This window comes from Streptomyces viridochromogenes DSM 40736, from assembly GCF_000158955.1.
Taxonomy (GTDB): Bacteria; Actinomycetota; Actinomycetes; order Streptomycetales; family Streptomycetaceae; genus Streptomyces; species Streptomyces venetus.
In genome coordinates, this window is sequence record NZ_GG657757.1 from 5,970,741 (window position 1) to 5,984,423 (window position 13,683).

14 protein-coding genes and 1 pseudogene are annotated in these 13,683 nt (G+C 69.2%); 8 read left to right on the top strand and 7 right to left on the bottom strand.

What is annotated here, in order from left to right; translation table 11 throughout:
• Positions 1-32 precede the first annotated feature (32 nt).
• Positions 33-1,091 (top strand): Ku protein, encoded by a 1,059-nt coding sequence (locus tag SSQG_RS26455; RefSeq protein ID WP_039933653.1) that lies wholly within the window; start codon positions 33-35, stop codon positions 1,089-1,091.
• A gap of 407 nt (positions 1,092-1,498) precedes the next feature.
• Here SSQG_RS26455 and SSQG_RS26460 read toward each other — a convergent pair whose 3' ends face one another.
• A complete protein-coding gene (locus SSQG_RS26460; RefSeq protein ID WP_039933654.1) occupies positions 1,499-1,984 on the bottom strand; it encodes an Asp23/Gls24 family envelope stress response protein in 486 nt (161 codons plus the stop codon).
• Between the two features lie 126 nt (positions 1,985-2,110).
• On the bottom strand, positions 2,111-2,707 hold the full coding sequence (locus SSQG_RS26465; RefSeq protein WP_003992940.1) for a TetR/AcrR family transcriptional regulator: 597 nt from the start codon (positions 2,705-2,707) through the stop codon (positions 2,111-2,113).
• Positions 2,708-2,802: 95 nt separating this feature from the next.
• On the opposite strand from SSQG_RS26465, the gene SSQG_RS26470 reads away from it, so the two are divergent.
• Entirely contained in the window at positions 2,803-3,054 is a 252-nt protein-coding gene (locus SSQG_RS26470; protein ID WP_003992941.1) for a hypothetical protein, read from the top strand.
• Here SSQG_RS26470 and SSQG_RS26475 read toward each other — a convergent pair.
• The 3 genes and pseudogenes from SSQG_RS26475 to SSQG_RS26485 all read right to left on the bottom strand — a co-directional run.
• Positions 3,030-3,382, bottom strand: a pseudogene (locus SSQG_RS26475) (ATP-binding protein); the annotation flags it as partial. The gene SSQG_RS26470 and the pseudogene SSQG_RS26475 overlap by 25 nt on opposite strands.
• Positions 3,383-3,477: 95 nt before the next feature.
• The gene (locus SSQG_RS26480) at positions 3,478-4,623 is read right to left on the bottom strand and encodes an RNA polymerase sigma factor (protein ID WP_003992943.1); all 1,146 of its coding nucleotides are present in this window, start codon (positions 4,621-4,623) and stop codon (positions 3,478-3,480) included.
• Positions 4,616-5,038, bottom strand: a complete 423-nt coding sequence (locus SSQG_RS26485) for a YciI family protein (RefSeq protein WP_003992944.1) — start codon at positions 5,036-5,038, stop codon at positions 4,616-4,618. Before SSQG_RS26485 ends, SSQG_RS26480 begins: the two co-directional genes overlap by 8 nt.
• A 191-nt stretch (positions 5,039-5,229) precedes the next feature.
• Here SSQG_RS26485 and SSQG_RS26490 point away from each other — a divergent pair, with 191 nt between their 5' ends.
• A complete protein-coding gene (locus SSQG_RS26490) occupies positions 5,230-6,186 on the top strand; it encodes a GlxA family transcriptional regulator (protein WP_003992945.1) in 957 nt (318 codons plus the stop codon).
• A 126-nt stretch (positions 6,187-6,312) separates the two neighbouring features.
• Entirely contained in the window at positions 6,313-7,311 is a 999-nt protein-coding gene (gap, locus tag SSQG_RS26495) for a type I glyceraldehyde-3-phosphate dehydrogenase (protein WP_003992946.1), read from the top strand.
• A gap of 27 nt (positions 7,312-7,338) precedes the next feature.
• On the opposite strand, the gene SSQG_RS26500 is transcribed toward gap, so the two are convergent.
• Complete coding sequence (locus SSQG_RS26500; protein ID WP_003992947.1) at positions 7,339-7,584, bottom strand: hypothetical protein; 246 nt, start codon at positions 7,582-7,584, stop codon at positions 7,339-7,341.
• 250 nt (positions 7,585-7,834) lie between these two features.
• A complete protein-coding gene (locus SSQG_RS26505; RefSeq protein ID WP_039933657.1) occupies positions 7,835-8,812 on the bottom strand; it encodes a helix-turn-helix transcriptional regulator in 978 nt (325 codons plus the stop codon).
• Between the two features lie 130 nt (positions 8,813-8,942).
• Between SSQG_RS26505 and SSQG_RS26510 the strand changes: the two genes are divergently transcribed.
• The 4 genes from SSQG_RS26510 to SSQG_RS26520 all read left to right on the top strand — a co-directional run bounded on the left by SSQG_RS26510 (position 8,943) and on the right by SSQG_RS26520 (position 13,671).
• Positions 8,943-9,683: an NIPSNAP family protein gene (locus SSQG_RS26510; RefSeq protein WP_003992948.1), complete on the top strand. Its 741-nt coding sequence runs from the start codon at positions 8,943-8,945 to the stop codon at positions 9,681-9,683.
• A 969-nt stretch (positions 9,684-10,652) separates the two neighbouring features.
• Positions 10,653-11,339 (top strand): hypothetical protein, encoded by a 687-nt coding sequence (locus SSQG_RS43745; RefSeq protein WP_003992951.1) that lies wholly within the window; start codon positions 10,653-10,655, stop codon positions 11,337-11,339.
• A gap of 478 nt (positions 11,340-11,817) precedes the next feature.
• Complete coding sequence (locus tag SSQG_RS39675; protein WP_244299253.1) at positions 11,818-12,360, top strand: hypothetical protein; 543 nt, start codon at positions 11,818-11,820, stop codon at positions 12,358-12,360.
• Between the two features lie 138 nt (positions 12,361-12,498).
• Positions 12,499-13,671 carry an HNH endonuclease gene (locus SSQG_RS26520; protein ID WP_244299255.1) on the top strand — a complete coding sequence of 391 codons (1,173 nt, stop codon included), beginning with the start codon at positions 12,499-12,501 and terminating at the stop codon, positions 13,669-13,671.
• The last annotated feature ends 12 nt before the right edge of the window (positions 13,672-13,683 follow it).

Here is a 13,683-nt window from a genome sequence, read left to right on the forward strand (position 1 = left end):
CATGACGAACGCTCCCGACAGTGACCGGAAGGGTGCTGCACGTGAGATCCATCTGGAACGGCGCCATCTCCTTCGGCCTGGTCAGCATTCCGATCAAGCTGGTGAACGCCACCGAGAGCCACTCGATCTCGTTCCGCCAGATCCACACCGAGGACGGCGGCCGCATCCGCTACCGCAAGTTCTGCGAGCTGGAGGACCGCGAGGTCACCCAGGGGGAGATCGGCAAGGGCTACGAGGACGCGGACGGCACGATCATCCCGATCACCGAGGACGACCTGTCCAGCCTGCCGATCCCGACGGCCAAGACGATCGAGATCGTCGCCTTCGTCCCGGCCGACCGGATCGATCCGCTGCAGATGGACGCCGCGTACTACCTCCAGGCGAGCGGCGCCCCCGCCGCGAAGCCGTACACCCTGCTCCGGGAGGCGCTGAAGCGCAGCAACAAGGTGGCGATCGCCAAGTTCGCCCTGCGGGGGCGCGAACGCCTGGGCATGCTCCGGGTCGTCGGTGACGCCATCGCCATGCACGGCCTGCTGTGGCCGGACGAGGTCCGCGCCCCCGAGGGGCTGGCCCCCGACACCGACGTCACGGTCCGCGACAAGGAACTGGATCTGGCCGACGCCCTGATGGACACCCTCGGCGAGGTCGACCTGGAGGACCTGCACGACGAGTACCGCGAGGCGGTGGAGGAGGTCATCGCCGCGAAGGCCGCCGGCGAGGCCCCGCCCCAGGCCCCGGCGCCCGCTACGGGCGGCAAGGTCCTGGACCTGATGGCGGCCCTGGAGAACAGCGTCCGCGCGGCACGCGAGTCCCGGGGTGAGGAGGCCGGCGAACACGCCGAGGTCAAGTCGCTCCCGCAGCGCAAGACGGCTCGTGCGGCCCCCAAGCAGACCGGCGGCAAGAAATCGACGTCCACCGCGAAGAAGACGCCGGCCAAGAAGACCGCGGCGGCGAAGAAGTCGACCGCCAAGTCGGGGCAGGGCGCGAAGAAGACCGCGTCGAAGAGCACCACCGCGAAGAGCACGGCGAAGAGCACCGCGAAGAAGACGACCGCGAAGAAGTCGGCGTCGTCCCGCAAACACTCGGCCTGACCGCCGCGTCCCCGGCTACGGCGCGCACCGGATGTCCCGCCGATGCCCGGCCGATGTCCGGCCGATGCCCGGCCGGTGTCCGGCCGGGGTGGCTGGGCCCGCCCCCTCGGCCCTCACCGAGAGGCACGCCCTCGCCGGCCCTCGGCAACTCGGTCCCCATTCGGCCGTCGGCTACCCGGCCGTCGGCCACTCGGCCCCCGCCCGCTGCCCCCGGGCTACTCGGCGGCCCGACCGGCGGCCCGACCGGCGGGCCGCTCTCGCCCGGCGCGGCGGTCCCGTTCCCCGTCATCCCGCTAGCGGCATCGGCGAGCACGCCAACCTGCCGCGGCGTCGCGGGAGCCCCGCGACGCCGCAGCACTCGACCCCCGCGAACCGACGTCCGCGCTGCGCGCCCCGCCCTACAGGGCTCAGGCCACGCGCCGCTGCTCCGGCTCGGACTCGTCCTCCTCGTCCGGCAGATGGACGTCGTCGACGGCGATGTTGACCTCCACGACCTCCAGGCCGGTCATCCGCTCGATCGCGTTGACGACATTGGTACGGACGTCCGCGGCGGTGTCGGTGATGGCGGAGCCGTACTCGACGACCACATCCAGGTCGACGGCGGCCTGACGCTCACCGACCTCCACCTTCACTCCCTGCGTGACGCCGGTGCCGCCGCCGGGCATGTGCTGGCGCACGGCCCCGACGGCCCTGGTCATCCCTCCGCCGAGGTTGTGCACCTCGGGTACCTCCCGGGCCGCCATGCCCGCGATCTTCGCCACGACGGTGTCCGCGATCGCGGTGTTTCCGCGGGTTTCCGCGGGCCCGCCCGCGCTACGGCGGCCCTGTGGGGCGCCGTCCTGCTTGCCCGTCGTGGAGGTTGTGGTGTTCCTGCGCTGTGTGGTCTCCGTCATGACCGTCACCTCGATGATCGGTGCGGGATATGAGCAGCGTCGTTCCTAACCACCGTAGACAATGGTACGCACGGGGCGAAAGTCGTGGAAAGTCATGAACCAGCACTTAGCATAATGAACTGGTAATTACCGGAGCAGGCGGTCGACTTGGCGCTGCAGCACGGCCAGAGCCGTCTCCGGGGAGTGGTACCCCGCGACGACGTGCACGGTGAGGCCGTCGGCCACGGCGAGCAGGGAGTGTGCCTCGTGGGCGGGGTCGAGGTGCTGCGGGATCTCCTCGGTGTCCTGGCCGTACCGGATGAGCCACTCGACGAGGTCGTGCAGCTTGGCGTAGGTGTCGCGCAGGACGGCCGCCAGTCTCTCGCCGGCCGGGGCATGGCCGACGAAGGCCAGCCAGACATGCGCCTGCGTCCTCGACTCCTCGTCCAGCAGGGCGAGTTCGGAGAGGGTGTGGGTCAGCAGGGTGGATGCGGCCTGCGGGGCGGAGGTCGCGGCGATGCGTTCCTCGGCGCGTTCGCCGACCCGTCGTGAGATGTGCTCCAGCGCGAAGAGCAGCATCTCCTCCTTGGTGCGGAAGCACCGCTGCACGGCCCCCATGGACACGTCGGCCTCGGCGGCGACGTCACGAAGGCTCACGGCCTCCATCCCCGACCGTGCGATCAGGGCGCAGACCGCGTCGGCGATCCGCAGTCGCCGTGCTTCGTAGTCGACCTGCTTGGGCACGCTCCGCTCCTCCCACTTTCCGATGCACTTGCATCATATCCCTACGCGCTGCACGATGTGATGCGACCGCATCGGAAAACGGAGGGGAATGCGTCATGCCCAAGCAGCAGAACAAGAAGTCGGACACCAGCTCGGGCCAGGGCCTGCTCTGGCTGTTCGGCACCATCCTGGCCGTTCAGGGCTTCGGCTCGGCCGTCACGGAGGCCGGCTGGAACACGAGCTTCGGCGTCGCGGGCCTCCTGCGCGCGGCCCACGTACCGGCATGGGGAACGCTCCTGGTCGGCTGCGCGGGCGCCGCCCTGCTGGCAGTGGCGGCACGCCGTCACTTCACGAAGAGCGGCCGGTGAGGTCGTTCACCCCGTCCGGGCCGGATGCGGAGCCGCACCTCGTAGCCGCCGTCGGCGGCGGGGCCGGGGTCGAAGGCGCCCTTGAGGAGTTCGGCGCGTTCCCTCAGGCCGACGAGGCCCCGGCGGGAGCCCGGCAGCGGCAGGGAGGGCCGGGTGGCCGCGGTGGTGGTGACCGTCATGCCGAAGGAGCCGTCGCCGTCCCGCCAGAGCCGCACGGTCGCGCAGGCGCCCGGCGCGTGCTCGCGCACGTTGGTCAGCGCCTCCTGCACCGTGCGGTAGACGCGCGCTGGGCCGGGGTGCCGATGCCGTGCGGGAGTTCACTGGCCAGGTCCGCTGACCAGCCTGCCAGAGGCACGGGAGGCCTCTGACCGGTCTGCCAGAGGCACGGGAAGCCTCGCTGCGGTCCAGGCCGAGCGGGTCCGGTCAGCGACAGCGGCGGGAATTGAGCCGGGCGGCCCGGAGCGTCAGATGGTCACGCTCGGCGAGGTTGGTGGCCTTCCGGGCGGCCTCGGCGTAGAGCAGCGCCGCCGTGGTCAGATCGCCGTCGCGCTCGTGGAGGTACGCCGCCACCGCGGCGTGACGGGGCAGTGAGGCGTCGACGGCCGCGAGCGCCGCCAACCCCGCGCGCGGCCCGTCGGCCTCACCGACGGCGACCGCGCGGTTGAGCCGGACGACCGGGTTGTCCGTCAGCCGCGCGAGCTCGTCGTACCACTCGACGATCTGCACCCAGTCCGTCTCCCCGGCCGTGGGCGCGTCGGCGTGCAGTGCAGCGATGGCGGCCTGGGCCTGAAACTCGCCCAGCCGGTCCCGGGCGAGGGCCGCTTGCAGAATCCCGACGCCCTCGGCGATCGACGCGGTGTCCCACCGGCCGCGGTCCTGCTCGGCGAGCGGCACCAGACTGCCGTCGGGCGCGGTCCGGGCGGCACGCCGGGCGTGGTGGAGCAGCATGAGGGCGAGCAGCCCGGCCACCTCGGGGTGGTCGATGTGGGCGGCGAGCTGCCGCGTGAGCCGGATGGCCTCGGCGGCGAGGTCGATGTCGCCGGAGTAGCCCTCGTTGAAGACCAGGTAGAGGACGCGCAGCACGGTGGCGACGTCGCCGGGCTGCTCGAACCGCACACCGGAGACGGTGCGCTTGGCCCGGCTGATGCGTTGCGCCATGGTCGTCTCGGGCACGAGGTAGGCCTCGGCGATCTGGCGGGTGGTGAGTCCGCCGACCGCGCGCAGGGTGAGGGCGACGGCGGAGGACGGGGTGAGCGAGGGGTGGGCGCACAGGAAGTAGAGCTGGAGGGTGTCGTCCACGGCGGGCGTGGGGCCGGGCGCCGGTTCCTCGTCGACCCGGTCCTCACGGCGGCGGCGTGCGCTGTCCGCGCGGGCCTGGTCGAGGAACTTCCGCCAGGCCACGGTGATCAGCCAGCCCTTCGCGTCCCGGGGCGGGTCGGCCGGCCAGACGCGGACCGCCTCGACGAGCGCGTCCTGGACGGCGTCCTCGGCCGCCGCGAAGTCTGCTCCGCGGCGGACGAGGACGGTCAGCACGCTCGGCGTGAGGCTTCTGAGCAGCGCCTCATCCACCGGCGTGGCAGTCCGTGACGGTGGGCGACGGGGCGAGGAACGGGCGCAGCTCCAGCCACTCGTGGATCGGCTTCCCGCCCGCCCCGGGTGCGGCCGACAGCTCCCCGGCCAGCTCGACGGCACGGTCGTAGCTGTCGACGTCGATCACCATCCAGCCGGCGACGAGGTCCTTGGTCTCGGCGAACGGCCCGTCGGTGACCGGCGGGCGCCCTTCACCGTCGTACCGCACCCACGTCCCCTCGGGGGCGAGTGCCTGCCCGTCGACGTACTCCCCGGTCTTCTCCAGCCGGTCCGCGAAGTCCCGCATGTACTGCACGTGCGCGGAGATCTCCTCCGGCGTCCAGTGGTCCATCGGCACGTCGTTCACCGCGGCCGGTGCGCCCCGGTAGTGCTTCAGCAGCAGGTACTTGGCCATGATGCCTCTCCTCAGTGCTGGTGCGACCCATTCTGGCCGCTCTCACCCCGGGGACGGAGCGGGCCGCGGGTTCTCGACATCACCACCGAAAAAATGTCGGCGGGTTGTGCCCGGCCCGCGCGCGGGGCGTCTCCGCACGGGGCGTCCCTGCACGAGGCGTCTCGAAGTCGCGCCCCACGTAACCTCTCCCTGTGCCCGCCTCCCGCCTGCATCGTGTCGCCGTCCTCGTGCTCGAGGGGGCGAAGCCGCTCGATGTCGGCATTCCCGCGCAGGTCTTCACGACCCGCGCCAGCATGCCGTACGAGGTGCGGGTGTGCGGGGCGACACCCGGTCTCGTGACCGGCGGTGACGGCCTCGCGTACTACGTCGCCGACGGCCTCGACGCGCTGGCGTGGGCCGACATCGTCTTCGTCCCCGGCTACCGGTTCCCGGACCGCGACGACCCGCCGCAGGCCGTCGTCGAGGCACTGATCGCCGCCCACGACCGGGGCGCACGGCTCGCCGCCATCTCGACGGGCGCCTTCGCCCTCGCCGCCACGGGTCTGCTCGACGGCAGGCGTGCCACGACGCACTGGCACTACACACGTGCCCTCGTGGCCCGGCATCCGCTCGTCCAGGTCGACGAGAACGTGCTGTTCGTCGACGAGGGCAGCGTGCTCACCTCGGCCGGCGCCGCCTCCGGCATCGACCTGTGCCTGCACATCCTGCGCGGCGACCTCGGGGTCGCCGCGTCCAACCACGCGGCCCGGCGTCTGGTCGCCGCCCCCTACCGCAGCGGCGGCCAGGCCCAGTACGTGCCGCGCAGCGTCCCCGAGCCGCTCGGCGAACGATTCGCCGCCACCCGCGAGTGGGCGCTGCACCGGCTCGGCGAGCCCCTCACCCTCGACATACTGGCGCGGCGGGCGGGGGTCTCACCGCGCACGTTCTCCCGGCGCTTCGTCGAGGAGACCGGCTACACGCCGATGCAGTGGGTGATGCGCGCCCGCATCGACCTGGCCCGCGAACTGCTGGAGCGCTCGCAGCGCGGCGTCGAACAGATCGCCACCGACGTCGGACTCGGCACCGGCGCGAACCTGCGCCTGCACTTCCAGCGCATCCTCGGCACCACCCCGAGCGAGTACCGGCGCACCTTCACCCGGGGCGAGTGACCGTCACGCCCGGCACCGCAGGCGTGGCGGGATCGTGGCGGGATCCTTTTGAACCGTGGCGGTCCCGCCACTGTCAGCGGCGCGGGCCGCGGGCGAGCCTGGTGGGGAAGGGAAGGGACACCACTCATGACTCGCATCGCCATCAACGGATTCGGCCGCATCGGGCGCAATGTGCTGCGCGCCCTGCTGGAGCGCGACAGCGCCCTCGAGATCGTCGCCGTCAACGACCTCACCGAGCCCGCCACCCTCGCCCGGCTGCTCGCCTACGACAGCACGGCCGGCCGGCTCGGGCGCCCGGTGACCGTCGACGGGGACGCCCTCGTCGTCGACGGCCGCCGGATCACGGTGCTGGCCGAACGCGAACCGGCGCAGCTTCCCTGGGCCGAACTCGGCGTCGACATCGTCCTGGAAGCCACCGGCCGCTTCACCTCGGCCAAGGCGGCCCGGGCCCACCTCGACGCGGGCGCACGCAAGGTGCTCGTCAGCGCCCCGTCGGACGGCGCCGACGTCACGCTCGCCTTCGGGGTCAACACCGACACCTACGACCCGGACCTGCACACGATCGTCTCCAACGCCTCCTGCACCACCAACGCGCTCGCGCCGCTGGCCAAGGTGCTCGACGACCTCGCCGGCATCGAGCACGGGTTCATGACGACGGTGCACGCCTACACGCAGGAGCAGAACCTGCAGGACGGCCCCCACCGCGACGCCCGACGCGCCCGGGCCGCCGGCGTCAACATCGTGCCGACCACGACCGGCGCCGCCAAGGCGATCGGCCTGGTGCTGCCGAACCTCGACGGCAAGCTGTCGGGCGACTCGATCCGCGTCCCGGTGCCGGTGGGCTCGATCGTCGAACTCAACACGACCGTCGCCCGCGACGTGACGCGCGACGACGTACTGGCCGCCTACCGTGCCGCGGCCCAGGGGCCGCTCGCCGGCGTCCTCGAGTACTCGGACGACCCGCTCGTCTCCTCCGACATCGTGGGCAACCCCGCCTCGTCGATCTTCGACTCGGCCCTCACCCGCGTCGACGGCCGCCACGTCAAGGTGGTCGCCTGGTACGACAACGAATGGGGCTTCTCCAACCGCGTCATCGACACGCTCGAACTGCTCGCCACCCGCTGACCGGACGTCCTGGAGCGGTAAAACGCTTCAGGACCCGTTGAAATAGAAGACGGACGCCACGACGACCAGCTCCTCGGGCCAGTCGATGTCGATCCGGATGTGCACGGTGTTGTCGTCCTTGGGGACCACGTTGTAGACCTTGAGCGGTGCCGCACCCATGAACGGTTTGCGGTCACCGTTCGGGTCGATCTCCGCCAAGGAGACGTAGACTCGGGAGGCTGAGGTGACGAAGCGCATGGGCAGGATCTGGTCGAAGACTCCCTGACCCGCCATGGCGAATCTGTCGGCACCTTGAGTGGGCCCCGCGGACGCGTCTCCCAGGAGTACGACTCCGTCGGGCCAGTTTCCTTTGCCGGTTCCGGGCATGCTGGTTTTCACAGATTGTGCATGCCCAATAACCCTCTGTACTCATTCGGCATCCGAGCCAAAGCCACCCGCAAGAGGTACTCGTCGCAGCTGAGGCCGGCTGTGGGACACCAGCTGTGGGACACCGACTGTGGGGCATGACGAGTCGGCAGTCGTGTCAGTGCAGTCCGTAGGCTCGGGCGAGGACGCCCACAGTGACGGCCATGGCCTGGCGCAGTTCGGCCGGTGCGAGGACCTCGACGTCGATGCCGAGCCGCAGCAGCTCGCCGCAGGCGTGCTCGGTGCTCTCGGTCGGGATGACCGCCTCGACCCATCCGTCGTCGCCGACGGCGGACGCCGTGGAGTCGACCGCCCGCACCACCGCCGGGGGGACGTTGTCGGGCAGGCGCCGGCGTCCCCGCGGGGACAGACGGATGGTGGCGCTGCCGGTGTAGCGGCGCTCTTGGAAATCGTCGAGGTACGAGGTCCAGTACGCGCCCAGGTCGAAGCCCTGCGGCCGGTCGAACTGTTCGTCGCTCAGCGCCGCTTCGAGGACCTGGGCGACCCGGTAGGTCGCGGTCCGGCTCTCTCCGGCGGCCACGACGTACCAGATGCCGGACTTGAGCACCAAGCCGTAGGGGCGAAGGCGGCGACGCACTTCTTTTGGCGCGCGCCAGCGGCGGTAACGCACGTCCACCGCACGCCGGGTGAGCACCGCGTCGACGAACAGGGGCAGATGCGGCGTCTGTTCGGGTTCCCGGTACCAGCCGGGAGCGTCCAGGTGGAACACCGCCGCGGTCCGCGCCGCCTCCTCGCGCAGCCCCACCGGCAGCGCGGCCAGCAGCTTCAGCCGTGCCGCCGCCACCTCCGCCGCGAGCCCCAGATCGGCGGCGGGGCCGGGCAGTCCGGCGAAGAACAACGCCCGTGCCTCGCCCTCGCTCATCCCGGTGAGGCGGGTGCGATAGCCGTCGAGCAGTTGATAGCCGCCCCCGCGGCCCGGCTCCGCGTAGACCGGGACCCCGGCGGCCTGCAGACGCACCAGGTCGCGGTAGGCGGTCCGCACGGACACCCCCAGCTCGTCGGCGATCCCCCGCGCCGACATGCGGCCACGGGATTGCAGCAACAGCAGCACCGACAGCAGTCGACCGGCAGACATGGCCGCATTCTCCCCGGGAAACCCTGACAGCACCTGGCACGCGGCCCCCTTAGCTTCGATCCGGGCCCGCCTCGCCCCAGCGAGCCGGCAGCCCCACCCCCAGAGAAGAGCACCGAACGGGAGCTTCACCGTGCCCCTCACCGACCTCGTCGGCCGCCCCGCCGTGATCGAGCTTCGCCAGTACACGCTGCGCCCCGGCCGGCGCGACGAGCTCATCGAGCTGTTCGACCGGGAATTCGTCGAGACTCAGGAAGAGGCCGGGATGGACGTACTCGGCCAGTTCCGGGACCTCGACGATCCGGACCGCTTCGTCTGGCTGCGCGGCTTCCGGGACATGGAGGTACGGCGCCACGCGCTCACGGCCTTCTACGGCGGCCCGGTCTGGTCCCAGCACGGCCCCCAGGCGAACGCCACCATGATCGACTCGGACGACGTCCTCCTCCTACGTCCCCTGTCGACCGAGAGCGCCCTCACGGTCCGCCCGTCCGAGCGACCCCGGGCCGGCGCTCCAGCACCGGACCGACTGGTGACAGCCACGATGTGGTCCTTCCCGCCCCGACGCCCCCACGCCATCGAACTGATCCGGGACGGCCTCCTCCCCGTGCTCCACAAGACAGGCCCCGCCCCACTCGCCGCGCTGACCACCGAGACAGCCCCCAACACCTTCCCCAGGCTGCCGGTCCGCACCGGAGAGAACGTCGCCGTCGTCCTCACCTCGTACCCCGACGAGGACGCCCACCGTCGACACCTCACCGAGGTGCACTCCCATCCCCTCACACGCGACGAGATCCTGCCGGCCCTCAACCGAGAACAGACAGCACCCCCCCGGACCCTGCGCCTGGCACCGACAGGCCGCTCACTCATCTCCTGACGGAGCCTACGAATTCCACATACGCAAAGACCCCGCACTCAGTGTTTCCGCTGAAGACGGGGTCTTTGGGCACCTGATCCAAGGTGCCCCCGGCAGGATTCGAACCTGCGCACATGGCTCCGGAGGCGGCTTGGGTCCCGGGCAACGCAGCGGATTACGGCCCTGCACTTGGCAGATTCGCGGCGGTGTGGGCCAGGACAAACAGTGATCTTGTCTGGGACAGGCAAGCGGATGGAATGTTCCGCGCTGGACTCGTCCTCAAGTTCTCCGCTTCCCAGTCGGTCATGCTGAAGGTCGAGAAGGATCCTGGCAGCCGTCTTGACTGGCAGTTCGGTACCGCCAAGCCCCTCCCCAAGCTGCGCAGGAAGCCTCTACGCTGATACCTGAACCCACGCCCTCTTCGTCCCGAAGCATCTTGGGTGGGGGCTGGGCCTGGGATTGGTGTGCTCCTCACCTGCGTCGATGGTTCGTATGCTTCCGCGCTCGTTCACCGTTGTGCGTCGGCAATGTCACGCAGTTGGACACTCACCCCCGCCCGTGCACTACTTCTTGCGGCGCTTGCTCACCCTCTTCTTCAGTTCGGCCTGGCCGCGCTTCGTCCAGTCACCTTGGTGTAGGTAGCAACGTGAGGTGCCCTTGAGCGTCTTGTTCTGGCAACGCCTTCCAGATGCCGTCGGCCATCCGCACTTGCTCTGCTTCCACTCGCCCATCGTTCCCCCCCCCCGGATACTTCGCTCGAAGACTCGGCCGGCACCCAGCGTGCAGCGTCGTGTAGGCACTGGGTAGGGCGCATAGTCAACGGTGTGAAAGCTTCATGCGCGCGCGAGTCGGTACAGCACGTCGCGCGTGCAGGCTTTCAGTGTCCGTGGGTGCTCCAAGAGGCCGTGTACGGGGTCCTTCACCTGCATTCATGGTCGGCTTTCCATACGCTACGGCCCACGGCACGCCGCCGTCATAACCAGGGGGAGCATGGTGGAGCAGCTTCAGAGGCTCGTTGTCCGCTACGGCGAATCCGTACGGAAGCCCGTGCGCTTCCGTCCAGGAACGTGGCGCCCGCGGTTGGCGTCGCACGGGGCGGCGCATGTACTCGATATCGGCGTTGAATCTGCGAGTGGGCCGGGCGGTGACCGTCTCATCGAGCGGGGCGACTTGGTCCGTCTCCGTGACCACGCTGGTGACGACCCCGATGGCCTGCGTGACCTGTTCGTGGCTGTCATGATCTGGGGCTCAGGTACTACTAACGGACGTGGGCCGCGGTACACCGAAGCGGCCCTGTCCGATCCGCGCCTGCCCAGAGTCCTTCGGACCACGTGCGTAGCGGTCCGAGGCGGAGATCTGAGCGGGGCCTACCGGCAGTTCGCCCTTAAGGGAGTGGGGCGATCCTTCTTCACCAAATGGTTCGCGGCCGTGGACGACCGTGAAGCCATATGTGATCGGGCCTTGATCCTCGACGACCGGGTCTTTCGCTCGCTGAACGCCCTCGGGTGGTCCAGCTGGAAGGCGGCCGGCACCCGCCATTGGCCAACCCGATACGCCACTTACGTAAGTTGCATGCACGGCTGGGCCTCGTCGCTTGGTGTCACACCGGACTGGCTTGAGTGGCTCCTCTTCCATCTGAACGGTCGCGTAGACCGAGACCTGAGCTTGGGAAGCTGAGGGCATCTGGGGCTTGCTCCGGTGCTGACCTGCGGCGGAGCGATGTCTACGCCTGGCCGGCGGTCGACTGATTCCTCGGTGTTCCCCCTGGTTCCCCGCAGGATCTGGCACGACATCTTGGTCACGAACTCTCGGCTGAGGGGGCATTGAGGTCGAGTGAGCTGCTCAGCCGGCCGTTGAAGGGTGCTGGCGGCCAACTACGGTCGTCGTGGTTGCTGTACTTCGCTGCTGTACTGCAGGGTTCAACGCAGCCGCTCGGCATGGTCGTACCTGGGCTGCTTGAAGGCGAGCCGCTCGATGATTCGGGGGCTCGGATCGCCCGGTCGTTGCCAATGCTGTTGGCGTACCGGTTGGTGTACGGCGGTGGAGCACGCATAGAACCATGGCGCCGTGGTCCTCCCGTAGGGGAACATGCAAGAGAGGGCCAACGATCGAGAGCGTCGCGGGGTGGGGGATGAGACAGGGTGAGTCTGAGCGTGTGATCGGCGGCACCAAGCCGACGGGCCAGGAGGCACGCGAAGCCTGGGGCTCTGAGGCGTACGCAATTCTCATAGGCGTAGCGCAGACGTACCACGCAGTGATCACTTACAAGGAGTTGGCGGAGGAGATCCAGAGCCGGACCGGCATCCGGACCAAGACTCTCCTGCATAACTGGATCGGTCCGATCTTGGGCCGGGTGGTACGTGAAGCCCACCGTCGCGGCGACCCACCACTGACAGCTCTGGTGGTCCATACGGACGACGGCAAGGTGGGCAGCGGTTACAAAGACGTTCTGGCGGTCGCTGGAGAGCCGCCGGTAGATGACGAGCTGGAACGTGAGCACCACGCTGCCGACGCTCGTCTTGCTTGCTACCGCCACTTTGGGGCGGCTTTGCCGCCTGGCGGTGGTGTGCCGGCCCTCGCTCCCAGACTGCAAGCAGCCGTCGGGCGCCGCCGAGAGCGCACTGATAAGCCCCTGCGGGTCTGTGAGCGCTGCTTCGTCCAACTGCCTTCGACGGGCATCTGCGATTTGTGCGGTTAGTTGACTGAGCCCTCCCGACGCCGCCCGGGCCGGGAGGGCCTGCATCTGGGTGCACGGGGATCAGCAGCACTCTGATCCGTGGGCGAGTGTCGCAGAGTTCACCGGCATCGCTGTCACGTGGCCCCCTACCCTTGCCCTATGAGTAGGGGTGGGATTGGTCGCGATGCGGTACTCAAGGCGTTGAAGGGGTACGACCGGGTGGGGCGGAAGGCCTTTCTGGCCGACCACGACTTCGATGAGGCCCTTCAGTTCTATGTGCAGCACGACAACAAGCTCTACGACGCCAAGGCCATAGCAAATGTGGCCTACCATTACCAGCACGGCGCTCCGCCCAAGCGGCGCATCAGCGGTGGGAAGGCTGATGCCAACCGACTGCTGAGCTCACTGGGCTTCACCGTCGTCGACTTTAAGCCGGACACGATCGATGGCGAGAGAATTTGCCGACAAGCTGCATGGTTGAACCTGAAGGCCAGAAAGGATGACTGGGACCGCGTACCGCCACAGGCCCTGTACGACTTTGCCGCTTACAGAGAAGGTCACGGTGTGTGGCTGGATGCAGCCAGAATCATGGACCTGCGCAACGCCGACCTAGCGGCAGGTTTCCTGGACACGGGCTCAGGATTCCCAGACATCCTCACCGAGCAGAACGTGCTCTACCAGTACCCCAAGGCTGCAGGGCACATGGCCGACGCCTCAGAGATCGACGCCTTGAAGGGAGCCGCGGAGCTGCGCTTGCCCATCTTCGTCTTGGCCACGCCCACGTCATGCCCGGACGGGCGCGTTGTCCGGCTCGCCTGGGTGGAAGGGTGGGACGACCAAAGCAGTACGTTTCTTCTGTCCTACGACGAGTCCCCGCCAGAGCAGCTGCTGAGCGAGGACCACTCCGACGAGGAGCCGTTCATCCTGACGGGGAGCGGAAGTCGTCACGCGCAGCGCAGTGTCAGAGTGAGGCCCGAACAACCCCGCTTCAAGCTGCGGGTCTTCCAGCGGTACTCTCCCCGCTGTCCTCTCTCCGGCGTCAGCGTCCCCGAGATGCTGGAAGCCGCCCACTTGCGGCCCGTCGCGGATGATGGCACGAATGATCCCCGTAACGGCATACCGCTCAACGCAGCTCTGCACCGGGCTTTCGATGCCCACCTCTTCGCCTTTCACCCAGCGACATTGGAAGTAGTCACCAGGCCAGAGGGACCCACGCTCGCTCAACTAGGGATCACCACTCCGAACCTCCGTGACCTGGCGCACCCTCCACATGAGGAGGCTTTGCGCTGGCGTTACGACGAGTGGACGAGGCAGACTGTTGGATCCTCCTGATCCATAGGCGTG

What these genes read in the sequence shown, in the direction of transcription:
- SSQG_RS26460 (WP_039933654.1), bottom strand. Translation starts at nt 1,984, where the DNA reads ATGACGGAGACCACACAGCGCAGGAACACCACAACCTCCACGACGGGC.
- SSQG_RS26470 (WP_003992941.1), top strand. Translation starts at nt 2,803, where the DNA reads ATGCCCAAGCAGCAGAACAAGAAGTCGGACACCAGCTCGGGCCAGGGC.
- SSQG_RS26485 (WP_003992944.1), bottom strand. Translation starts at nt 5,038, where the DNA reads ATGGCCAAGTACCTGCTGCTGAAGCACTACCGGGGCGCACCGGCCGCG.
- gap (WP_003992946.1), top strand. Translation starts at nt 6,313, where the DNA reads ATGACTCGCATCGCCATCAACGGATTCGGCCGCATCGGGCGCAATGTG.
- SSQG_RS26500 (WP_003992947.1), bottom strand. Translation starts at nt 7,584, where the DNA reads ATGGCGGGTCAGGGAGTCTTCGACCAGATCCTGCCCATGCGCTTCGTC.
- SSQG_RS26505 (WP_039933657.1), bottom strand. Translation starts at nt 8,812, where the DNA reads ATGTCTGCCGGTCGACTGCTGTCGGTGCTGCTGTTGCTGCAATCCCGT.
- SSQG_RS43745 (WP_003992951.1), top strand. Translation starts at nt 10,653, where the DNA reads ATGGTGGAGCAGCTTCAGAGGCTCGTTGTCCGCTACGGCGAATCCGTA.
- SSQG_RS26520 (WP_244299255.1), top strand. Translation starts at nt 12,499, where the DNA reads ATGAGTAGGGGTGGGATTGGTCGCGATGCGGTACTCAAGGCGTTGAAG.